We start from the raw sequence: 20,969 nt of genomic DNA, 5'->3' as shown, positions 1-20,969 counted from the left end.
ACCCCACCCTAGTCGGCACAGATCGTCAGCACGGCAGCCCCTCTCGCGGGCTCCCGGTCGTGCCACCCGCTACAGCGCGCTGAGCGGGCGGGGGAGACCTCCGGTCATTTTCGTTCAACCGATAAGACCGGAGGTCTTTTGCATGGAAGTTAATTTGCTTACCTGGAGCATCACCGGACTGGTGGTGCTTGGGCTATTCGTATTCGACTTTTATTCACACGTGCGCAAGCCGCACGAGCCGACGATGAAAGAGTCCGCCTACTGGATGGCGTTCTACATGGCGCTGTCTACCATCTTTGGCATTTTCTTGTGGTTCACCTGGAGCGAACCGGGCAACCCGCATCAGCACGGCATGGAATTCTTCACCGGCTACGTCACGGAACTGGCGCTCAGTGTGGATAACCTGTTCATGTTCGCTCTCATCATGGGCTCGTTCAAGGTGCCCCGTAAGTTCCAGCAGAAGGTGCTGCTGATCGGTATCGTGTTGGCGCTGATTTTCCGCCTGGTGTTCATCCTGCTGGGTGCCGCGGTAATCAACGCGTGGTCGGACGTGTTCTACCTGTTTGGTCTGTTCATCCTGTACACGGCCGTGAAGCTGATCATCGATGAGATGTCTGATCAGCCAGAGACGGACCCTTCCGATATGTGGGTGATCAAAACCCTGCGCAAGGTCATCCATGTCACCCCAAGCTACGAGAGCGACAAGTTGTCTGTCCGGGTCAACGGAAAGCGTGCCCTCACCCCGCTGTTTGTCTGCCTCGTTGCTATCGGCATGGTCGACGTGATGTTCGCGCTAGACTCCATCCCAGCTATCTACGGCATCACCCAGGAGGCGTACATTGTGTTCACGGCCAATGCTTTCGCGTTGCTCGGCCTGCGTCAGATGTACTTCCTCCTCGATGGCCTCATCGACCGCCTGGTGTACCTGCCGTACGGCTTGGCCATCATCCTCGGCTTCATTGGCGTCAAGCTTGTCCTGCACGCGCTGCACGAAAACAACCTGCCGTTCATCAACGGTGGCGAAAACGTGCACGTGCCAGAAATTCCAACGCTGGCGTCATTGCTGGTAATCGTCAGCGTCCTCGCGATCACCGCGGGCGCCTCCATCCTCAAGACGAAGCGTGACGAAGCCCAAGGTGGCGTCATGCCAAACTGGAACCCGGCAAAGCAGGTTTACGAGGACGAGCGTTAGCTAAACACATTGAGAACCGGGTTCCACTCCCGGATCTCGCGCCCATCAAGGACCCCTTCCAATGTGAAGGGGTCCTTATCCATGAGCTGCTCGGCGTCGGCGCAGGTAGCTGGCTCCGGGAGCCGGATGATGATCAACGCGCCACCAGTATTGTCGAGGAAGGGGCCCGAGCCAACGAGAGCGCCTTGCTCTTTCAACGTAGCGAGGAATTCCCGATGGACGGGACGCACGCGGGCGATGTCTTCGGAGTCGGCGGGGTAGCGGTAGTGAACGGCAAAGTATTTCATAGCCCTTAGTCTAGGTGGAATAACCCGTGTATGGTGTTGCCTTGTGAGTGGTGATCAAAAGACGTCCAATTGGAATGTGCCCAATGTGCTAACCAGCCTGCGCATTATCGCGGTGCCGGTATTTGTATGGCTAGTTCTGCGCGCTGATAACACAGACCACAAATGGATGTGGTGGTCTTTCGGGTGCTTCGTCGCGTTGATGATCACGGACAAACTGGATGGCGATATTGCCCGCAAACACAACCTGATCACCGACTTCGGCAAGATCGCCGACCCGATCGCGGACAAAGCCCTGATGATCGCCGCCTTCGTGTCGCTGAACATCGTCGGGGCACTGCCCGTGTGGGTCACCGTCGTGATCATCTTCCGAGAGCTTGGCATCACCTTCTGGCGGATGATCCAGCTGCGCCATGGCAAGGTGGTTCCGGCGTCCAAGGGTGGGAAAATCAAGACGACCCTGCAAACGCTCGCTATCGCGTTGTACCTCATGCCGCTACCTTCGTGGGCCGATCTGCCGGTGTGGTTGGTTATGCTGGCAGCAGTGGCGGTCACCGTGGTGACCGGCGTGCAGTACTTGTTGGACTCGCGAAAGGAAAACCGTGGCTAATTTCCTCACCACTTTGACCGAACGCAGGCAAACGCTTTCCACCTGTGAGTCCTTGACGGCGGGCAGGTTGGCGTCGTTAATTGCGGCGCAGCCCGGCGCCAGCGAGCTGTTCGTCGGCGGCTTCGTCACCTACTCCAGCGAGCTGAAGACGCAGCTGGCGGGCGTGCCAGCGCAGCTTATCGACGACCATGGCGCCGTTTCCCCGGAGTGTGCCGAAGCCATGGCAGTGGGGACGCGAGAAAAGCTCGGCACTGACTGGGCACTCGCCCTGACGGGTGTGGCGGGGCCAGCACTGCAGGAAGACAACCCGGTGGGTGTCGTGTGGCTTGGCATTGCAGGGCCCGAGGGATCCAAAAGCATTCGGGTGCTCCCAGAAGGACACACTCGCTGGGCGCTGCGCCCTGGAGCCACAGAACCAGAAGAGGTCGTGGACGGGGATCGAGTAGAAATTTGCCAGCACAGCGCCAATTTTGCGATCGAAACGCTGGAAAATATCCTCGCCGGGAACTAAAAACGTCCCCCACGCGTTATAAACAGTGATGGCTACTCAAACTGCACTACTAGAAAAGCCAGTAGCTGAACCGCTACTGCGCGAGGCCCTCGGCGCCGCACTTCGCGCCTTCCGTGCCGACCGTGGCATTACGCTGCGCGAACTGGCTGAAAAATCGAGCGTTTCCCCCGGCTACCTCTCCGAACTGGAACGCGGCCGGAAGGAAGTGTCCTCCGAACTCCTCGCCTCAGTGTGTCACGCACTTGGCGTGAGCGTCGCCGATGTCCTCATCGAAGCTGCCGGATCCATGGCAATCCAGTCCGCCGATCAAGAGTTCGTACACTTTTAGCCCTGCACTTCCACGCGTCACCTGTACACTGGGAGTATTGAAAAAGTTAGCGGCCGCTGACACAACAAAACTTGGAAGGTTAATTCACGATGGCTAATCCATTTGTCAAGGCATGGAAGTACCTGATGGCTCTCTTCGACTCAAAGATCGAAGAAAACGCCGACCCAAAGGTCCAAATCCAGCAGGCAATTGAGGACGCACAACGCCAGCACCAAGAGCTGTCCCAACAGGCAGCAGCGGTTATCGGCAACCAGCGCCAGCTAGAAATGCAGCTCAACCGTCGCCTCGCCGATATCGAAAAGCTCCAGGGCAACACCCGCCAGGCGCTGCAGCTTGCCGACAAGGCCCGCGCCGCCGGCGACAACGCCAAGGCAGTCGAATACGAAAACGCTGCCGAAGCGTTCGCAGCGCAGCTCGTTACCGCAGAGCAGTCCGTCGAAGACACCAAGCAGCTCCACGACCAAGCCCTCCAGCAGGCCGCACAGGCCAAGCAGGCTGTGGAACGCAACGCCATGTCCCTGCAGCAGAAGGTAGCCGAGCGCACCAAGCTGCTGTCCCAGCTGGAACAGGCCAAGATGCAGGAAAAGGTCTCCGAGTCCATCAAGTCCATGAACTCCCTGACCGCCTCCGGCAACACCCCGAACCTGGACCAGGTGCGCGAAAAGATCGAACGCCGCTACGCCAACGCCCTCGGCCAAGCAGAACTCGCACAAAACTCTGTCGAGGGTCGCATGGTAGAAATCGAGCAAGCCGGAATCCAAATGGCCGGCCACTCCCGCCTCGAACAAATCCGTGCCCAAATGTCCGGCGAACTGACCAGCGGCAACCCACAACAGTCCCTGGAAGCTGGCTCCGGAGCTCCATCCGCCGCAGCTGACGACGCCGTCGCGCAGAAAATGCGCGAACTGCGTGGCGAGTAACCACCTGTAGCCATTCGTCCCCGAGCACCACGTTGGTGCTCGGGGATTTTTGGTTGGGGCTGTGCGGATCCCCGGGAAGTGAAATCCGGGTCTCGGGTGAGAAATAGGCTTTCCGGGTGGGTTGTGGGTGTTTTTGCGCCGAGACCCGGGGAATGCTTCCCGGGTTTCTCAGTAAAAGGCACCTAGGTCACGCCTAATCTCCCACGCCTCGAGCGACTAAGGCATCGCCGATGTTGCGGGCGCGCTTGATGGAACGAATGAGTACTGGTGTGCCGAGGGCTTGGATGGAAAAATCCACGCCTCGGGCTTTTCTGGCGTCCAGGACTTCGGAAACTGTGGCTAGTTGGAGGGGGATCAGGCGGATGGTGAGGCTGATGGCCAGCACGATGGTGTCTACGGGGACTCCGAAGCGGCGGGTGGGTGCCAGGCCTCGTTCTAGGGAGTCCATCATTTCGCTGATCTGGGTGGTCAGGGTGAGAAGGGTAGCGGCGGCGATGGCTGCGTAGATTACCAACACGATGACTGTTGCTCGGGTGAGGCCGAGCTGCCACCATTGGAAGGCAAATAACGCCAACAGCACGGGGGCTGCTGGCCAGAGCTGTTGCCAAGCGATGCGAATCGGGACCCGGGCGATCACGTAACCGATGAGGGGGACGCACAAGGTCACAAGGGCACCTGGCACGGTGTCTACGAGCATTGAGGTGCCGATGATGAACACGACGAGGAAACTGAGCTTCCAGCTTGGTCGGATTCTGTGGAGCACAGTGGTGCCAGGCACGTAGGTACCGAGGGGGACAGCGAGCATCAGGGCTGCTCCAACATCAATGCGGTGTAGTGGTCGATCACTGTGGCTGGGTCTCCATCGGCGACGACGGCGCCCCCATCCAGGCACAGCACCCTGTCGAAGTCACGCACGAAGTCGAGGTCGTGCGTGACCACTATCAGTTGCTGCTCCAGCTTGCGGAACACCTCGGCGATCTTGAGGCGATTGCGCAAGTCGAGCAGGGTCGTGGGCTCGTCTGCAATGATCACCTCGGGTTCCATGACAAGGACTGCGGCGAGTGCCAGCAGTTGCTTCTGCCCGCCCGACAGTGTGTGCGGCGAGGCATCGCGGTGGCCGGCAAGGTCGAAGCGCTCGAGCATCTCAGTTACTCGGCGCTCGCGCTCCGCTTTGGACAGCTTCAATCGTCGCAACGAAAATGCGACGTCTTCCGCGACCGTTGGCATCACAATCTGATTTTCCGCATCAGAAAAGACGAACCCGACTTTTCGGCGCACGGCTCGGGCGTGCTTATCGACGTCCAGGTCGTCGATAAGCACGCGCCCCGAGGTGGGAGCGCCCAGGCCGTTGATCAGCCTAATCAAACTCGACTTGCCACCACCATTTGCACCGATGATGCCGATGCGGCGCTCGGTGAGGGTGAGGGAAATGTCTCGGAGGACGGTGCGGTCGCCGAACTCCACCGCGACCTGGTCAAACTGGATACGAGACATCGGCTACTTGCGCTGCATCAAATCGGGGAACGCAGCGTGTACGCCAGAAGCGATGGCCACCATGATCGCCACCTTAACCGCATCAGGGATCAAAAACGGCACCTGCACGCCGAGCGCCCCTACCAAATCCATGGACGCCACCAACATCAGACCCACCACGCCGCATGCATATTGAACCGCAAGGCCAGCGAACGCTCCGACAATCAGTAGTAAGTAACGAGAACTTGCGGATTTAGCCTGGTAAGCAATCGCGCCGGCAACAAAAGCGCTGATCACATACCCGACTATGTAGCCCACGGTAGGTCCGGCGAGCGCAGACAGCAGCGAACGCCCACCAGCCAAAACCGGGAAGCCTAACAACCCCAGCAGCAGGAACAACACGGCAGCTGCAGTGCCACGCTTTGGGCCCAACACCAAGCCCGTCAGAATGACGATGGCGTTTTGCAGCACAATCGGCACGCCCGCGGCACCAGGAATGGTGAAAAATGCGAACACGATGATCAAAGCGGCGAACACCGCAACATAGGCCACATCGCGCATGGGATTGTGGGCAGAGGTAGCAGACACGGGAACAGGTGCTCCTTCAAGCAGGGAGAATGAACAATGTTTAGGACTTCACCTTAACACTGGCAAATCCCTGGAAAGGATATGGCGTTGCTAACGCTTCCAAAATGGGGGCGTTCGCTAGGGTAGGAAGACATGCGGTTAGCACAGTTTCACCAGTTGGTCAGCGACGAATTCGGTCCCGCGTTGGGGCGGATGCACATCGAATCACACGTGCTGACGGGCTTTGGAAAGACCCCCGCCGAACTAATCGAACAGGGGGTTGATGTTCGGGAGGTATGGTGGCAGCTATGTCGTGACTTTGACGTGCCAGAAAGTCGCTGGTTGGGTGAGGATTACTAAAATTTCCCCGTAACTGCGTTTCGTACTGCTTGGGCTGTGTCAAGTTTTGTTGACGGTTAGACCCGTTTGTTTTGGTTAGGCTGCAAGGGCCTCGGGGAGTAATTCGGGGCTGGGGGTCAGGAAATCGGCCATCGCCTCAGCGGGAATGAGGCCGGTCGCACTATGGCGGCGCTGTCGGTTGTAATACGTCTCAATCCACGACAGTGTCTCTAGGCGGGCGTGCTGCTTGGAATCGAATTGTTTGCGCTCATGCAGCAGGTGAAGTTTCAGCGTGGAAAAGAAGGATTCCGCCACCGCATTGTCCAAGCACACGCCAACAGAGCCGACAGACAAGCGAACGTCGAGTTCTTCGGCGCAGTCAGCGAACACCTTTGAGGTGTACTGACTGCCTCTATCCGAGTGGAATATCGCATCACCAGCAACGAAGCCTCGATCATGGGCCATGGTCAAGGCATCCACCACAAGCTTCGAGCGCATGGAATCGGCCATCGACCAGCCCACCACCATCCGGGTGCCCAGATCCATGACTGTGGCCAGGTACATCCAGCCTTCACGGGTGCGCAGGTACGTAATATCTCCGCACAAGACCGTGGTGGGCACTGGGGGATAAAACATCCGCCGCAGGTAGTCTTTGCGCAGGTCAGCGTCAGGATCCGCAATGGTGGTGCGTACCTTCTTGCGTCGGTACTTCGTGACTAAATTGTTCTGCGCCATGATGGTGCGCACCGCGTACAACGTGGTGTCAATACCTTCAGCGACCAGGTCAGCAAAAATGGTGCGAGCACCGGCAAACCCTTTGTGCTTGGTCGTGAAAAGCTCTGTGACGCGGGCACTGATGGCAAGCCTGCGCCCCCTGGGAGAAGATGCAGCCACAGGGGTGTGGTGGCGTTTCTTCCAGGCGTAGTAGCCGGCTCTGCTGACGTTAAGGACGCGTGCCATCATGGTGACCGAGTATCTGGGCTTGGTCGTGCCTTCTTTGTCGAAGTGGTAGATGACGCGGAAGAAGTCGTCTTCTACTGCTCCTTGGCAAAGAAGGCGCTGACTTTTTTTAAGAACTCGTTTTCAAGCTCCAGCTCCCGGATTCATTTGGTCATTTCAGCTGGGTCTTGGGAGTTGGGGTCTGCTTTGCGCAGGTGAGAGCCGCGGCCGGTGCCTTGGGTGCCTTTGGCTTTGGCCACCCACCGGCCCAGAGCTGAGGAGGAGATCCCGTACTCGGCAGCGACTTCCTCGCGTGTCTTGCCCAACACGAGAACCGCATCCACGCACTGCTGTTGAAATTCTTTTGGATAAGCCTTCGGCATAATCACACATCCTTGTCGTTGAGGGTTTCACCGTCAACAAGAATCATGACAGCTCAGCTATCGAACAGTTGTTTGTGTATTATCGAACAGTGTCGGGTGTGCCAGTTAGTGTGGCAACCAAGAACTTCCGCTTTAGGTGCAACCTTTTGGGCGGGTTCGCCAGTCTAACTTAATAGACCCCTTTCAGTTATTTAGCTCAAGGAAGATCAACAATGGCAACCAAGAAATCAAAGACAGCCACCGCTGGCAACGATCGGGAGAAGGCCCTTGAAGCCGCCATGTCCATGATCGAAAAGGACTTTGGCAAGGGCGCGATTATGCGGCTGGGCGACGATACCCGCCCACCTATCCAGGTCATTTCCTCCGGCAACACCGCGATCGACATCGCCCTCGGCCTCGGTGGTTTCCCACGCGGCCGCATCGTGGAAGTGTACGGACCGGAATCCTCCGGTAAAACAACCGTTGCTCTGCACGCTATCGCGCAGGCGCAGCGCAACGGCGGCATTGCTGCATTTATCGACGCCGAACATGCCCTCGATCCGGACTACGCCCGCAAACTCGGTGTCGATACCGACCAACTCCTGGTGTCCCAGCCTGACACCGGCGAACAGGCACTGGAAATCGCCGACATGCTGGTGCGTTCCGGGGCCATCGACATCATCGTGATCGACTCCGTCGCTGCCCTCACCCCGAAGGCAGAAATCGAGGGTGAAATGGGTGACTCTCACGTCGGCCTCCAGGCGAGACTGATGTCTCAGGCGCTACGCAAGATGACCGGTGCACTGTACAACTCTGGCACCACCGCGATCTTCATCAACCAGCTGCGCGAAAAGATCGGCGTCATGTTCGGCTCCCCAGAAACCACCACCGGTGGTAAAGCGCTGAAGTTCTACGCTTCCGTGCGCTGCGATGTGCGTCGCATCCAAACCCTGAAAGACGGCCAGGACGCGATCGGCAACCGCACCCGCCTCAAAGTGGTCAAGAACAAAGTCTCCCCACCATTCAAGGTCGCAGAATTCGACATCATCTACGGCGAAGGTATCTCCCGCGAATCCTCCCTCATTGACCTCGCGGTAGAAAACGGTGTGGTGAAGAAATCGGGCTCCTGGTTCACCTACGAAGGGGAACAGCTGGGCCAGGGCAAGGAGAAGGTCCGCATCAACCTGAAAGAAAACCCTGACCTGGCTGACGAACTGGAAGACAAGATCTACCAAAAGATCGGGTTTGGCAAATACGCCAACAAGGACACGGAGCTACCCGACGAACCCATCGACGTGATACCGAACGTCGACTTCGACGACATCGACCTGGATGAAAAGTAGTGGCCACCCCGGCCCCTGACTCCATCCGAGCCACAAAGATCGCGGCGCTGCGCGAAAGCCTCGCGAGCCTCGACGCAGCGCCCCAAATCGATGTGGAGTACGAAAAACGCAAAGCCAAAGTCCGCCACCGGGCGCTCCTACTCCTGGACCAGCGTGCTCGCTCCGAACACGAAATCACCACCAGATTGCTCGACGCCGATTTCGAGCCACCCATCGTGGCGGACGTTGTGGCGGACCTCAAGCGCTGTGACCTCATTGATGACGCAACCTTCGCCGCCGAATGGGTCCGCCAACGGCACACCCACCGCGGAAAATCCCGCAGGGCCTTGGAGCACGAACTCCGGGAAAAAGGAATAAGCTCAGCAGTCTCCGCCGACGCACTGGCGAGCATCAGCGCCGAATCGGAAGAGTCGCAAGCCACCGCGCTAGCGGAAAAGAAAGCCCGCACCATCACACACGCACCGGCCAACTACTCGGAATACACCAAAATGCTCCGGAAAGTAGTGGGAGTGCTAGCCCGGCGAGGGTACGGGGAATCGATGAGCTATGGCGTCGCAAAGCAGGCGCTAGACCAGCGCATCAGCCAGCTCTAACGCGAAAGGGCCTGGCGCCGAGTACAAAGCTCGGTGTCAGGCCCTTATCTAAAGGATTACTCCGCCGTAGAACGCAGATCCTTGTGGTAAGGATCGTGCCAGTCAACGTTAACCTGGTCCTTGGTCTCCAGGCCCTGATCGCGGTGCTCAGGAACCTTCGCCAAGATGTTCTTCCGGGCGCGGCCAGCACGGAGCTGACGCTCAATACGCTCAGCTAATGCAGTGAGCGCGTAGTTGATGATGATCATGATGATCGCGGTAACCACCAGCGCAGCCAAGAAGTTGCGGTAGTACGACGCAGACTGCATGCCACTGCGGACCACTTCGATATAACCCAGCTGGTACCCCAAAGCGGAGTCCTTCAGCGCGATTACCATCTGAGAGATCAGAGCCGGGAGCATTGCTGCGATCGACTGCGGCAGCAAAATCGACCACATCGTCTGACGGTGCGTCATACCCAGTGCACGGGCGGCCTCTACCTGTCCCTTCGGCAGGGAGTTAATACCAGAACGCAGAATCTCGGCGATCACCGAACCGTTGTACATCGTGAGTCCGAACACCACCGCGGCGAACGCCAGCTGAGAGGACGGGAACACCGCGTATTGGGCGAACATCTGGTACGCGAAGATCATCAGGATCAGCACCGGGATGGCGCGGAAAAACTCGACGATCACGCCGCACACCCAGCGCACGGGCGCGATTTCGGACAGGCGGCCCAGGCCAAGCGCCACACCCATCACCAGTGCCAGAATCACGGAGAACACAGCAGCTTTCAGCGTGCCGAATAGGCCCGGCAGGAGGTACGTGGTCCAGGTGGTGCCCTTTAAGAATGGGGTCCATTTATCAGCGACCAGCTGGCCGTTGTCTCCGAGGATTTTCACTGCCCAGAACACGGCGAGCGCAGCAATGAGCAGGGAGACCACCGTGACGATGGTGTTGAACTGTCGACCCTTCGGGCCGGGAGCATCATAAAGTACTGTTGCGCGTACTGCGGACATTACTTCTTCACCGCCAATCGGTTAGCCAGTGAGCCGAGGGCGAGGCCCATCGGCAGGGTGAGGATGACAAAGCCCAGGGCGAAGATGCCGAAGACGAGGAAGAGCTCGTTGGCGTTGTTTTCGATGGTGGACTTCATCAGCAGGGACGCTTCCGCCACACCAATCACGGATGCAATGGTGGTGTTCTTGGTAAGTGCGATCAGGGTGTTGCCCAGTGGCACGATCGCGGCGCGGAATGCCTGCGGGAAAATGATGTTGCCGAAGATCTGTGGGAAGCTTAGGCCCAGGGATCGGGCGGCCTCTGCCTGTCCGAAGTGCACCGTGTTGATACCGGAGCGCAGGGACTCCGCCACGAAGGTGGAGGTGTAGAGCACGAAGCCGAGGACGGCGATCCAGAAGTTGTTGTTCTTGATGAAGTTGTCGTTCTCAGGTGCCAGGGTCAACCCCAGGTTCTGGTACAGACCCACCGAGCAGAACAGGATAATCAGCGTCAGGGGAGTGTTGCGGACGGTGTTGATGTACAGCGTCGCTACGCTGCGCAAGAACGCCACCGGGGAGACACGCATCGCGGTGAGGATGGTGCCGAGGATCATTGCACCGAGCGCGGAGAAGAAGGTCAGCTTGATGGTGACCCAGAACGCGCCCAGGAGGTCGGGTTGTAGTTCAGTCCACATTTCGTTCATGGGAATGCTCCGTTTCTACTTCGCGTCCAGGAAGGACAAATCGCCGGGAGTTCCCTGTTCCACAACTTGGGCGTCGTCGCCAAGGTTTGCGGTGAGGAATTGTTCAAATGAGCCGTCGGAGTACATCTTTTCCAGGGCGCGGTTGATAGCCTCGGTGGATTCGGTGTCTCCCTTGGCGTGGCCGATGCCGTAGCGTTCGTTGGTGAACGGTTTGCCGTCGGATTTGGTCATCTCGACAACCTTAAACTCACCCTCGTACTGGGATGCGAAGCCGTAGAGAATGGTGGCGTCGGTGGTCATGGCGTCGACTTTCTTCTGGTGAAGGGCTTCCACGCAGGAAGAGTAAGAGTCGTATTCCTGGAGCTGTACGCCAGGCAGTTCCTTCTTGATTTTCTGTGCTGGGGTAGAGCCGGTCACCGAGCACAGCTTGCGGCCGTTTTCCAGGTCGGAGAGTTGTTGCAGGGTGGTGTCATCCTGGCGCACCAACAACGCCTGGTGAGTAACGAGGTAGGGGCCGGCGAAGTTCACAGACTTCGCGCGGCTCGCGTTGATCGAGTACGTCGCGGTGATCATGTCCACCTCGCCGTTTTTGATCAGCGTTTCGCGCTGCGCAGAGGGCGTCTCGCGCCACTTGATCTTAGGGGAGGCCCAGCCGTTTTCCTCGGCGATGAAATTCACCACATATGTGGCAACGTCCACGTCGAGGCCGGCCATGGATTTGTCCGGGTGTCGCAGCCCGAGGCCCGGCTGGTCATATTTGGTGCCGAGGATAACCTCGCCAGATTCGATGCTGTCGAGGAGGCTGCGGGGTTCGCTGCTTCCGCAGGCGCTTAACGACGCCACGCCCGCCGAAACCAGGACCGCTGCCGCGATCTTCTTTAGAGCTTTCTTCATGGCGTCCCCCTAGTGGCCCAGGATCTTGCCCAGGAAGTCGCGGGCACGATCGGACTGTGGGTTGGTGAAGAAGGACTCTGGATCGGTATCTTCGACGAGTTCGCCGTCAGCCATGAACAGGATGCGGTCAGCTGCCTTGCGGGCGAAGCCCATTTCGTGAGTAACACAGACCATGGTCATGCCTTCCTTAGCCAGGCTGGTCATGACGTCGAGCACTTCGTTGACCATTTCCGGGTCCAGTGCGGAGGTTGGCTCGTCGAACAGCATGACCTTGGGGTTCATGGCCAAGGCGCGGGCGATGGCGACGCGCTGTTGCTGACCACCAGACAGCTGTGCTGGGTACTTATCGGCCTGGTTCGCGATGCCGACGCGGTCGAGCAGTTCCATGGCGCGCTTGTCTGCCTCGGCTTTGGAAAGCTTGCGAACCTTGATCGGAGCCAACGTCACATTTTGTTTAATGGTCAGGTGAGGGAAGAGGTTGAAAGATTGGAAACACATGCCAACGTCGGCCCGGAGGCTGGCAAGATCCTTGCCTTCCTCTGGGAGCAGCTTGCCGTCGATGTGGATGGTGCCCTCGTCGATGGTCTCGAGGCGGTTGATGGTTCGGCACAGGGTTGATTTGCCGGAGCCGGATGGGCCCAAAACTACAACGACCTGGCCCTTAGGGATATCCAGGTTGATGTTCTTGAGAGCATGGAAGTCATCAAAGTACTTGTTCACGCCGTGAATCGAAATCATGGTGTGGTTCGCGTCACTAGTCATAAGCACACTATAAGGTAACCAGGGTCACATTTAAAACTCTCAGTCTAAATTTGCAAAGTTGTGATGCGAATAATGCGAAGAGGCACGATTTAGGAACCGCAAATGAGGGGGATAGACTGTGCAATCGTGGTCGAGGAAAAAATGAAAAACAAGACGTACGAAGTTCGCACATTCGGTTGCCAAATGAACGTGCACGATTCCGAACGACTCTCCGGTCTCTTAGAGGAAGCCGGATACTCACCTGTGCCCGAAAACGGGGAACCAGACCTCATTGTCTTCAACACGTGCGCAGTCCGCGACAACGCAGATCAGCGTCTCTACGGCACCCTCGGGAACCTGCGGAGCGTGAAAGAGCAGCGCCCGAACCTACAAATTGCTGTTGGCGGCTGCCTCGCCCAGAAAGACAAGGACGCTGTCGTTAAGAAAGCGCCCTGGGTGGACGTTGTGTTCGGCACCCACAACATCGGGTCGCTGCCTGCCCTGCTTGACCGCGCTTCGCACAACAAGAAAGCCCAGGTGGAAATCGTTGACTCCCTGGAGCAATTCCCGTCCGTCCTGCCGGCGAAGCGAGAATCAGCCTACGCCGGATGGGTTAGTGTGTCCGTGGGCTGCAACAACACGTGTACTTTCTGCATTGTGCCGTCGTTACGCGGCAAGGAAGTCGACCGCCGGCCTGGCGACATCCTCGCTGAGGTGCAGGCCCTCGTCGATCAGGGCGTGTCTGAGGTGACGCTACTCGGTCAGAACGTTAATGCTTACGGCGTGAACTTTGCCGATCCGGAACTCGAACGCGACCGCAGCGCTTTCTCTAAGCTGCTGCGCGCCTGCGGCACCATAGAAGGCCTCGAGCGTGTGCGTTTCACCAGCCCACACCCAGCGGAATTTACTTCCGACGTCATCGACGCCATGGCGGAAACCCCAAACATCTGCCCGCAGCTGCACATGCCACTGCAATCTGGTTCAGACAAAGTGCTCAAAGAAATGAAGCGCTCCTACCGGTCCGCAAAATTCCTTCGCATCCTCGACGAAGTGCGGGCGAAAATCCCTCATGCAGCGATCACCACTGACATCATCGTCGGCTTCCCGGGTGAAACCGAAGAAGACTTCCAAGCCACCCTCGACGTGGTGGAAAAAGCGCGTTTCACCAGCGCCTATACCTTCCAGTACAGCCCGCGCCCAGGCACGCCGGCCGCAGATTACGACAACCAAATTCCAAAGGAAGTTGTCCAAGAGCGCTACGATCGCCTTCTCGCGCTGCAAGAACGCATCTGCCTGGAGGAAAACAACAAGTTAGTCGGTACTGAGGTTGAGTTGCTCGTCCAGGCGGGTGGCGGACGCAAGAACGACAAGACCCACCGGATGACCGGTCGCGCCCGCGATGGCCGTCTGGTCCACTTCGCCCCTACCGGAAACATTGACCAACACATTCGGCCTGGCGACGTCATCACCGTCACCATCACCGCAGCCGCACCCTTCTTCCTCCTCGCTGATTCCGGCGTCGGTACCCACCGACGCACCAAGGCAGGAGACATGTCCGAAATCGGCAAGGTGCCTACGACCGCACCGATCGGCGTTGGCCTTGGCCTGCCAAAGATCGGCAAACCGACCCTTTCCGTGGGGGCACCGGCAGCCAATACCGACGGCTGCTGCACGACCCACTAGATTAGGTGAAAGAACTTAGCGAGCCCCAAGGAAGAACGACAGACCGTGAGTGAAACATCCCAGCACACCGCCCACGAGCTAGCCCAACGCGAACGACACGCGGCCCGCCGAATCGACATGTCCGGCTACCGAGCCCCGCTCATCGGAGGTGCTCTCGCTATCGTGGCAAGCTGGCTGCTGCCCTACACCGGGAACATGACGGCCTTGGACATCGCCTTCCTCACCGAGCGATCCTTCGACTACGGAATCTCCACTCCAGAACGCATCTTCGTTTGGCTGTGCGTCCTCGGCCCCGTAGCCCTCACCCTCATCGCCTACTTCCGAAAGTCCACCATGCTTGCGCAGCTGGCCTGGGCGCTGTCCGGCATCGCGATGTTCTTTTCCATCTTCGCCATCTGGATGCGACAAACCCGCGACCAAGGCTCCGGGGCCGGCGTCGGCCTCATCCTCGCAGCCATCGCAGTTCTGTTCGTGGTGTATGGCCTGTACAACGTGGTGACCATGCGCACCGAAGAACAGGAAGAAATCGCCGAACTGCGCCGCAAAGAGGTGTACCTCGACCCGGTGGCGCAGCAACAGGCTGAGGCTTTCGAAGGCAAGAATGCCCACAGCGCCGATGAACGCGGGCCTATCGACGACCGTCGCGCCCGAAATGCGCAGCGTCGCGCCCAGCAGCGGCAGCAAGACTCCTAAGCAACAGGGTGACCCCGATTCCCGCGGTGAGGGACTGGTGGGCTTTGGCCCGACATTACGCCCCCGACATTACGCCCCCGAGGTTGCCCCAAAAATGCCCTGTTGACCCCGAACTTCGGGAGGGTAATGTCGGGGTGAACGTGGGACGGCTCCGGCCACGTTGCGATAAAGCGACCTTTGAGACCAGTGAGGCAGTTGAGAATGCTGCGATGGTAAGCATTACGCCCCCCGACATTATGCCCCCGACAATGCACCAAAATCACCCCAAAATCACCCCAAAAACCCCGAACTTCGGGAGGGTAATGTCGGGGAGAAAACGCGGGCGGTTACCTTGCCTTAGAAACCTATGCGGCAGTACAAGGTCAATGCCGCGGCCTTCCGAAAAACCTACACCTGCTTTTGCCAGGCGGTGACGTGGCTGATAGCGGTGGCACCTAGTTCTTTGTTCAGGGCGATCATGGCGGTGTTGTCGTCAGCGACGCTGGTATAGATGCGTGCTAGTTCGGGGTGTGCAGTGAGCGCTGCGTTGTGCGCGTGTGATTTGAGGGCTGTGCCGAGGCCGCGGTGCCGGTGTTCAGAGCGGACGTAGGTTAGTCCTTGGATGGCGACTTTTGGGGAGAATCCCTCGTGGATCCAAATCTCGGAGATTCCGACAACGTCGCCCGTGTCTGTGGTGGCGATGGCGTGGTAGTTTTCGGTGCCCAGGGCCCGGAAGTGTGCGGTGCTTTCTGCCAATCGGGCAGTGTCCCATTCGGCGCGTCGAATGTCGAGGGCGCCGAGTGGTTGGTCTAGTGAGGCCGCGGTGTAGAGTTCGGCAACGCCGGGAAGGAGATCCTCGGGGAAGTCGGTGTTGGCGAATACCTCGATGTCGGGGCGGGCGAGGAGGTCTGCCAGGCGCGCGGGGATAACGTATTCGGTTTGTGCGAGGGCGCGGGTGTAGCCGGCGTCCCGGAAGGTGGCTGCAAACGGGGAGGCGGCGCCGAGGGCGTGCTGGTCCCATAGGTGGATGACGCTGCGGCCAAAGCGACGGGCGATGTCGTCGCTGATGCCGAGCATATCGACGACCAGTTCCCGGGCAGCATCGCTTGGCGGGGTGCCTGGGATGGGTTGGAAGTCGGCATCCAGGACGAGGGAAATATCGAGGCTATGGATGTTGTCAGCGAGCGGTTGCGTCACGATGAGCCACCCGACAGCGGGCGGTTCTGCTTCATCCCCGGTGGCGGAGAATTGGGGATACCCGAACTGGGAGTCGCCGAGGGCACCGGCCCACGGATCGGTGGTGACGGCGAAGATGTGAGTGTGGGCAGTGGGGGACGGGGTGGCTAGGGCGTCGATAAGCTCAGTAATCCCCCGTGAGGCGTCGGCACTGCCGGTGGTTTCCTGCGCGGCGAGGTTGGCCATAAAGACCAACGTGCGGAGCGCGTCTGATGGTTCCTCACCGACGACGGGCCCCGCACACTGATAAACAAACATTTACAGGTCTTCCACCGCACCCAGCGCTGCGTCTGCCCATTCCTGCCACTGGGCGGCCTGGGCGCGAAGCTCCTCTGCTTGCTTGTTCTTACCCGCTGCCTCCGCAGCTTCCGCTTGCTCGGTGAAGTCTTTTACTCGCGCGGTGAACTGGGCGGCGCGGGCCTGAGCTTCGGGGTCGGTGCGGCGCCATTGCGCGTCGGTGGCGTCAGCGACGAGCTTCTCCAGCGCACCAATCTTGTTCTCAAATTCGCGGACGCGGTTCTTCGGAACGAAGCCGATCTCTTCCCACTTTTCCTGCAGCTCGTGGAGCTTACGGCGGGCGCCGTCGAGGTCCTTGTCTGGGTCGATCAGCGGGGTGTACTCGGCGATGAGCGCTTCCTTCGCCTCCGCGTTGCCCTGGAACTCGCGGTCACGTTCGTTATTGACGGCGGTGCGGGCGTCGAAGAAGAAGTCCTGAGCTGCTTTGAACGCTGCCCACAGCTTGTCGTCGATCTCGCGTGGGGCGCGGCCGGCGGCCTTCCACTCCGTCATCAGATCACGGAAGGCGCGGGCGGTTTCCGCCCAGTCGGTAGAATCCTTGAGTTCCTCGGCGCGGGCAACCAGGGCTTCCTTCGCCTTGCGGGCTGCTGCGCGGCCACGATCGAGCTCAGCAAAGTGGGAGCCACGACGACGGTTGAAGGCATCCCGGGCGCGGGAGTAGCGCTTCCACAGGGCGTCGTCAGTCTTGCGGTCGATGCCCCGGATGGTTTTCCACTCATCCAAGATGGCGCGCAACCTGTCGCCGGCAGCCTTCCAATCAGTGGAGGATTCGCCGATGGTTTCGGCTTCGGCGGCCAGGGCTTCCTTTCGGGCCACTGCTTCGGCACGCGCCCTTGCTTTGGCTTCCTTGACGGCCAGGCCGGCCTGCTCGGACGAGTTGATAATGCCGTCCAGGCGCTGCTCCAGGCTGGCGAGGTCGCCAATAACCGCGGCTTCAGTAAGAGATTTCTTCAGGTCAACAGCGGAGAGGCGGATGTTGCCAGAATCTTCCGGGTGGGCGACCAGGCGGGATTCGAGAAGCTCAACCTCGGTAGCCAGGTCGTCGAAGCGGGCACCGTAGTGGGCGAGACCCTCCGCGTGGGTTCCGGCCTGCCAGGAACCGATGAGTCGTTCACCGTCAGCGGTCTTGACAAAAACGTCACCGTTGTCCGCGACCCGGCCCCATTGTGCTGGGTCATTGTGCACCGCATGTGCTGCGGCCGGCACAACTGGCTTGATACCTTGCGCTCCTGGTCGAGGTCCCGGACGAGGTCCTGGGCGTGGGCCTGGCTTCGGAGTTGGAGTGGTCATGGGACGTCCTTCGGGTGTTGTGCCGCGCGACACGGCTGCCAATAAAAGCTGCGGTTCACGGTGAATGAACGCTAAACAGACATTCTAGCCGGAACACTGGATGAGTGTGGGCACTATCCCAGGCTAGAGTTAAGCGCGTGCCCGTGATTTTTATTCCAGCTTCTCCAGCGCTCGTCCCAGAACTTGGGATAGGTGACGCGTCGAGCGTACGGCTGCGCGACGCGGCGCGCTCGCTCATCGACGCTGCCCTGTCCGATCCGCGTTGCCCCCAGGTCACCATAGTGGGCAGCACCGATCCTGACTCGTACACCGCTCACACAGGGAGCTTTCGCGCATGGGGTGCGGATGTCTCAGTAGGAGGCGGCAATCACCTTCCTGAATTGGTGGCACGCTACCTGCTCGGATCGTGCCCCCTGCCCATCACCTCGGGAACCTGGCACCCACCGTATGATGGCGAACTAGTGATTTATCCGCTCGACGGTCCAGCGGGACTGATTGATAAGGCTCCACTCGCCAAGGTTCCCGGGGCCCCTTTGCGGCACCAATGGTGCCAGCAACTGCTGCGCGGCGAAGACGTCCACTGGCCAGCTGACCTGAAACAGCTGCGTATCGACGGCATCATCGACCCCGACCCCTGGTGGGCCTTGCGAGGATCGAAGGTAGTCGGTGCCGAGCTGGTGGCAGTGGAAGAAGAACACGGAGTAGGGCGATATGTTGCCCAATGGAAGGAAATGCACTGATGCGACCGATCGCGGTTGTGGGGCCCACGGCTTCGGGCAAGTCTGCGCTGGGAGTGGCATTGGCGCACCACTTTGGTGGGGAGATCGTCAACGTCGATTCCATGCAGCTCTATCGGGGGATGGACATCGGCACCGCGAAGCTGACGATAGCGGAACGGGAGGGGATTCCACATCACCAGTTGGATGTGTGGGATGTGACCGAAACTGCGTCAGTGGCGCGCTACCAGCGGGATGCGGTGGCTGATGTCGAAGCGATCATGACGCGCGGTAATGTGCCGATCCTCGTAGGCGGCTCCATGCTGTATGTGCAATCCTTAGTGGACGATTGGCAATTTCCGCCGACATCACCCGAGGTGCGGGCCAAGTACGAAGACCGCTTGGCTCAGATCGGAGTTGCGGCGTTGCACGCCGAATTGGCGGAGATCGATCCAGCAGCCGCAGCGATCATCGAAGACGCAGATCCGCGTCGTACCGTGCGGGCGTTGGAAGTCATCGAACTGACCGGTAAGCCATACGCGGCGAGCCAACCACCGATTAACCAGCCCCCACGGTGGGGAGCCACGCTGCTAGGGCTGCGCACAACCAGTGACTGGCTGAACCCCCGAATCGAACTGCGCACAAAGCTGATGTTTGAACGTGGACTGGTAGAGGAGGTGACGGCCCTGCAACAGCAGGGGCTTGTCGCTGATTCCACCGCTGGACGGGCGATCGGCTATGCCCAGGTGCTCGCTGCGCAGGCGGGGGAGCTCACGTGGGACGAAGCCGTGGAACGCACGATCACTGGGACGCGTCGTTACGTGCGCCGACAGCGGGCATGGTTCAACCGAGACCCGCGCATCCACTGGATTGATGCTGCGGGTGACACGCTAGCCCAGGCGCTTAAGATCCTGGCAGCCCGCGAGCGACACGACGAGCCGTAATCCAGCTCTCCCGCAAACTCGCGGCCCGGTCATCGGTAATGGCGAGGAGCCGTTCAGCCTGAGACACCGACAGGGGAGCGTTGATCCTCGCGGGAAGCCGGTGCAGGAAACGTTGGGCGTTCGCACAGTCTTCGTGGAAGCCAGCAATGTCAGGATTGACGCTGTCGCGCTCCAGCAACGCTGGTCGAAGAAGCGTCCGGTCTTCCAGGTGCTGGGCGTCGGGGCTGGTGCAAAACTGGTCGAATTCGTCCAACACATCGGTGATGTCTTGGGCACTGAGCAAAATGGAGGCGCGAAGCGCATCGATCTCGACCGCGTCCGGGCGACGCCTGCTCGCCACCATCAGCATGCCGATGATACCGAGGCTGAGCAGCAAACCCACGGTTTTGAGGGTGAATATCAGCCACATGCAGCCGAGAAGGGAGAGCGCGATGAGCCACCACGGCAGTGACGAGTTGCGACGCGGCACTGAAAAATCTGGGTACTCCGGCATACTGAGCGCGCTCACCTCCTCGAATTTTTACAGCCTAGTGTAGCGAGAATCACTTTAGTGGCCACCGCAGCCGCCGGACCCGCAACCGCAGCCGCCATCGCCACCGCAACCTGCGGGTGGTTTGATTTCCGCGGCGAGCAGGAAAGTGCCGGCGACGACGGCACCATCGGCGGGGACGGCGTCGGTAAGCGGCAGGCACAAATCCAAAGCAACGGGTGCGTTGACGCGGGTGCGGATGAACTTGGTGCCGGTCAGCTCGTTGGTGAGCACGGTGGCGTCGTGGATTTCTACGGCCAGTGTGGCAGAGGCGTCAGGGGTCTGGGCGGCGCCGGAGTTGACGATCCGCTCGCCGTGGCTCACCAGAGTTCCCACTGTCAGACCAGCGGCCTCTGCCTGCGCGGCGTTGTCGAACACCTGGGAGTCGATGCTGATAGCGCTGAGCTTGAGGTGCTGCCACTGCTGCGTCGGCTCATCGACGAGCAGGGGGCCCTGCGCCAAGTTGGCGGCCACAGAAGCCACGTGGAAGCCTTCATCATTGACCAGGTCACACAGCGCTAATACGTCGTTGATCATGCTGACGTGGGCGTCATGGACCGTACTGGAATTGAAACCGGCGAACGTGGTGAAGGGTTCAGCTGCCAAAATGAACATCTGTGCGCCGGAAGGATCGGTGAATTCGATGAGCTGCCCGCCGCGCACCTCTCCAATCACCTGGAGCTTTTCTGAAGCGATAGCGGCCTCCACGGCGTCCTGCCATCGCGGAAAATTCATGCCAATGCTGAGCAAATCCCGGGTCATGATTTCAGTCATGGTTTCTTAGTTTAGTGCGGTGCTGGAGCTAAGAATAATCGCGTTATTAGT

General features: G+C 59.4%; 25 protein-coding genes and 1 pseudogene. 12 read left to right on the top strand and 14 right to left on the bottom strand.

Features of this window, described 5'->3' with window-relative positions; all coding sequences use genetic code 11:
• The first annotated feature begins 142 nt into the window (after window positions 1-142).
• A complete protein-coding gene (locus tag HW450_RS01745; protein WP_182386317.1) occupies window positions 143-1,192 on the top strand; it encodes a TerC family protein in 1,050 nt (349 codons plus the stop codon).
• Here the strand turns inward: HW450_RS01745 and HW450_RS01740 are convergent.
• On the bottom strand, window positions 1,189-1,479 hold the full coding sequence (locus HW450_RS01740) for a YciI family protein (protein WP_182386316.1): 291 nt from the start codon (window positions 1,477-1,479) through the stop codon (window positions 1,189-1,191). The genes HW450_RS01745 and HW450_RS01740 overlap by 4 nt on opposite strands.
• Before the next feature lie 19 nt (window positions 1,480-1,498).
• Here HW450_RS01740 and pgsA point away from each other — a divergent pair, with 19 nt between their 5' ends.
• The 4 genes from pgsA (at window position 1,499) to HW450_RS01720 (ending at window position 3,845) form a co-directional block, all read left to right on the top strand.
• A complete protein-coding gene (pgsA, locus tag HW450_RS01735; protein WP_182387255.1) occupies window positions 1,499-2,086 on the top strand; it encodes a CDP-diacylglycerol--glycerol-3-phosphate 3-phosphatidyltransferase in 588 nt (195 codons plus the stop codon).
• Window positions 2,079-2,597 carry a CinA family protein gene (locus HW450_RS01730; RefSeq protein ID WP_182386315.1) on the top strand — a complete coding sequence of 173 codons (519 nt, stop codon included), beginning with the start codon at window positions 2,079-2,081 and terminating at the stop codon, window positions 2,595-2,597. Before pgsA ends, HW450_RS01730 begins: the two co-directional genes overlap by 8 nt.
• A 28-nt stretch (window positions 2,598-2,625) precedes the next feature.
• On the top strand, window positions 2,626-2,925 hold the full coding sequence (locus HW450_RS01725; RefSeq protein ID WP_182386314.1) for a helix-turn-helix domain-containing protein: 300 nt from the start codon (window positions 2,626-2,628) through the stop codon (window positions 2,923-2,925).
• Window positions 2,926-3,014: 89 nt separating this feature from the next.
• Window positions 3,015-3,845 carry a PspA/IM30 family protein gene (locus HW450_RS01720; RefSeq protein WP_182386313.1) on the top strand — a complete coding sequence of 277 codons (831 nt, stop codon included), beginning with the start codon at window positions 3,015-3,017 and terminating at the stop codon, window positions 3,843-3,845.
• A gap of 193 nt (window positions 3,846-4,038) precedes the next feature.
• Here HW450_RS01720 and HW450_RS01715 read toward each other — a convergent pair whose 3' ends face one another.
• From HW450_RS01715 to HW450_RS01705, 3 genes are read right to left on the bottom strand one after another with little or no spacing between them, the layout of a single operon-like run.
• Window positions 4,039-4,650: an energy-coupling factor transporter transmembrane component T family protein gene (locus HW450_RS01715; RefSeq protein ID WP_208767345.1), complete on the bottom strand. Its 612-nt coding sequence runs from the start codon at window positions 4,648-4,650 to the stop codon at window positions 4,039-4,041.
• Window positions 4,650-5,339, bottom strand: coding sequence for an energy-coupling factor ABC transporter ATP-binding protein (locus tag HW450_RS01710; RefSeq protein ID WP_182386312.1), 690 nt, complete (start codon window positions 5,337-5,339; stop codon window positions 4,650-4,652). Before HW450_RS01710 ends, HW450_RS01715 begins: the two co-directional genes overlap by 1 nt.
• Window positions 5,340-5,342: 3 nt before the next feature.
• A complete protein-coding gene (locus HW450_RS01705) occupies window positions 5,343-5,906 on the bottom strand; it encodes a biotin transporter BioY (protein WP_182386311.1) in 564 nt (187 codons plus the stop codon).
• Between the two features lie 132 nt (window positions 5,907-6,038).
• On the opposite strand from HW450_RS01705, the gene HW450_RS01700 reads away from it, so the two are divergent.
• Window positions 6,039-6,245 carry a DUF3046 domain-containing protein gene (locus HW450_RS01700; RefSeq protein ID WP_182386310.1) on the top strand — a complete coding sequence of 69 codons (207 nt, stop codon included), beginning with the start codon at window positions 6,039-6,041 and terminating at the stop codon, window positions 6,243-6,245.
• A gap of 75 nt (window positions 6,246-6,320) precedes the next feature.
• Here HW450_RS01700 and HW450_RS01695 read toward each other — a convergent pair.
• Together HW450_RS01695 and HW450_RS01690 are read right to left on the bottom strand one after the other, a co-directional pair.
• Window positions 6,321-7,244, bottom strand: a pseudogene (locus HW450_RS01695) (IS3 family transposase); the annotation flags it as partial.
• Between the two features lie 83 nt (window positions 7,245-7,327).
• Entirely contained in the window at window positions 7,328-7,546 is a 219-nt protein-coding gene (locus HW450_RS01690) for a transposase (protein ID WP_182386309.1), read from the bottom strand.
• Between the two features lie 212 nt (window positions 7,547-7,758).
• Here HW450_RS01690 and recA point away from each other — a divergent pair, with 212 nt between their 5' ends.
• Both recA and HW450_RS01680 read left to right on the top strand, forming a co-directional pair.
• Complete coding sequence (gene recA / locus HW450_RS01685) at window positions 7,759-8,868, top strand: recombinase RecA (protein ID WP_182386308.1); 1,110 nt, start codon at window positions 7,759-7,761, stop codon at window positions 8,866-8,868.
• A 23-nt stretch (window positions 8,869-8,891) separates the two neighbouring features.
• The gene (locus HW450_RS01680; protein ID WP_182387251.1) at window positions 8,892-9,461 is read left to right on the top strand and encodes a regulatory protein RecX; all 570 of its coding nucleotides are present in this window, start codon (window positions 8,892-8,894) and stop codon (window positions 9,459-9,461) included.
• A 56-nt stretch (window positions 9,462-9,517) separates the two neighbouring features.
• Here the strand turns inward: HW450_RS01680 and HW450_RS01675 are convergent, their stop codons facing one another.
• From HW450_RS01675 to gluA, 4 genes are read right to left on the bottom strand one after another with little or no spacing between them, the layout of a single operon-like run.
• Entirely contained in the window at window positions 9,518-10,459 is a 942-nt protein-coding gene (locus HW450_RS01675) for an amino acid ABC transporter permease (RefSeq protein WP_182386307.1), read from the bottom strand.
• Window positions 10,459-11,142, bottom strand: coding sequence for an amino acid ABC transporter permease (locus HW450_RS01670; RefSeq protein WP_182386306.1), 684 nt, complete (start codon window positions 11,140-11,142; stop codon window positions 10,459-10,461). The genes HW450_RS01675 and HW450_RS01670 overlap by 1 nt, the downstream gene beginning before the upstream one ends.
• A gap of 15 nt (window positions 11,143-11,157) precedes the next feature.
• Window positions 11,158-12,036 (bottom strand): glutamate ABC transporter substrate-binding protein, encoded by an 879-nt coding sequence (locus tag HW450_RS01665; RefSeq protein WP_182386305.1) that lies wholly within the window; start codon window positions 12,034-12,036, stop codon window positions 11,158-11,160.
• A gap of 9 nt (window positions 12,037-12,045) precedes the next feature.
• Window positions 12,046-12,774 (bottom strand): glutamate ABC transporter ATP-binding protein GluA, encoded by a 729-nt coding sequence (gene gluA, locus HW450_RS01660; protein ID WP_182387249.1) that lies wholly within the window; start codon window positions 12,772-12,774, stop codon window positions 12,046-12,048.
• A gap of 165 nt (window positions 12,775-12,939) precedes the next feature.
• Here gluA and miaB point away from each other — a divergent pair, with 165 nt between their 5' ends.
• Together miaB and HW450_RS01650 are read left to right on the top strand one after the other, a co-directional pair.
• Window positions 12,940-14,460: a tRNA (N6-isopentenyl adenosine(37)-C2)-methylthiotransferase MiaB gene (gene miaB / locus HW450_RS01655; RefSeq protein ID WP_232843297.1), complete on the top strand. Its 1,521-nt coding sequence runs from the start codon at window positions 12,940-12,942 to the stop codon at window positions 14,458-14,460.
• A gap of 45 nt (window positions 14,461-14,505) precedes the next feature.
• Window positions 14,506-15,153 (top strand): Rv2732c family membrane protein, encoded by a 648-nt coding sequence (locus HW450_RS01650; protein WP_182386303.1) that lies wholly within the window; start codon window positions 14,506-14,508, stop codon window positions 15,151-15,153.
• 387 nt (window positions 15,154-15,540) lie between these two features.
• Here HW450_RS01650 and HW450_RS01645 read toward each other — a convergent pair whose 3' ends face one another.
• Both HW450_RS01645 and HW450_RS01640 read right to left on the bottom strand, forming a co-directional pair.
• Window positions 15,541-16,626, bottom strand: a complete 1,086-nt coding sequence (locus tag HW450_RS01645; RefSeq protein ID WP_182386302.1) for a GNAT family N-acetyltransferase — start codon at window positions 16,624-16,626, stop codon at window positions 15,541-15,543.
• On the bottom strand, window positions 16,627-17,988 hold the full coding sequence (locus tag HW450_RS01640) for a DUF349 domain-containing protein (RefSeq protein ID WP_407926262.1): 1,362 nt from the start codon (window positions 17,986-17,988) through the stop codon (window positions 16,627-16,629).
• 104 nt (window positions 17,989-18,092) lie between these two features.
• Between HW450_RS01640 and HW450_RS01635 the strand changes: the two genes are divergently transcribed.
• Both HW450_RS01635 and miaA read left to right on the top strand, forming a co-directional pair.
• Entirely contained in the window at window positions 18,093-18,695 is a 603-nt protein-coding gene (locus HW450_RS01635) for a hypothetical protein (protein ID WP_182386300.1), read from the top strand.
• Window positions 18,695-19,615, top strand: coding sequence for a tRNA (adenosine(37)-N6)-dimethylallyltransferase MiaA (miaA, locus tag HW450_RS01630; protein WP_182386299.1), 921 nt, complete (start codon window positions 18,695-18,697; stop codon window positions 19,613-19,615). Before HW450_RS01635 ends, miaA begins: the two co-directional genes overlap by 1 nt.
• Here the strand turns inward: miaA and HW450_RS01625 are convergent.
• Both HW450_RS01625 and HW450_RS01620 read right to left on the bottom strand, forming a co-directional pair.
• Window positions 19,575-20,123, bottom strand: a complete 549-nt coding sequence (locus tag HW450_RS01625; protein WP_182386298.1) for a hypothetical protein — start codon at window positions 20,121-20,123, stop codon at window positions 19,575-19,577. The genes miaA and HW450_RS01625 overlap by 41 nt on opposite strands.
• Window positions 20,124-20,162: 39 nt before the next feature.
• A complete protein-coding gene (locus tag HW450_RS01620) occupies window positions 20,163-20,906 on the bottom strand; it encodes a hypothetical protein (protein ID WP_182387247.1) in 744 nt (247 codons plus the stop codon).
• Window positions 20,907-20,969 lie beyond the last annotated feature (63 nt).

It is taken from the genome of Corynebacterium hindlerae (assembly GCF_014117265.1).
In the GTDB taxonomy this organism is placed as follows: Bacteria; Actinomycetota; Actinomycetes; order Mycobacteriales; family Mycobacteriaceae; genus Corynebacterium; species Corynebacterium hindlerae.
Note: the sequence above shows the minus strand (reverse complement) of the source record. Positions and strands in the feature narration are given on the sequence as shown.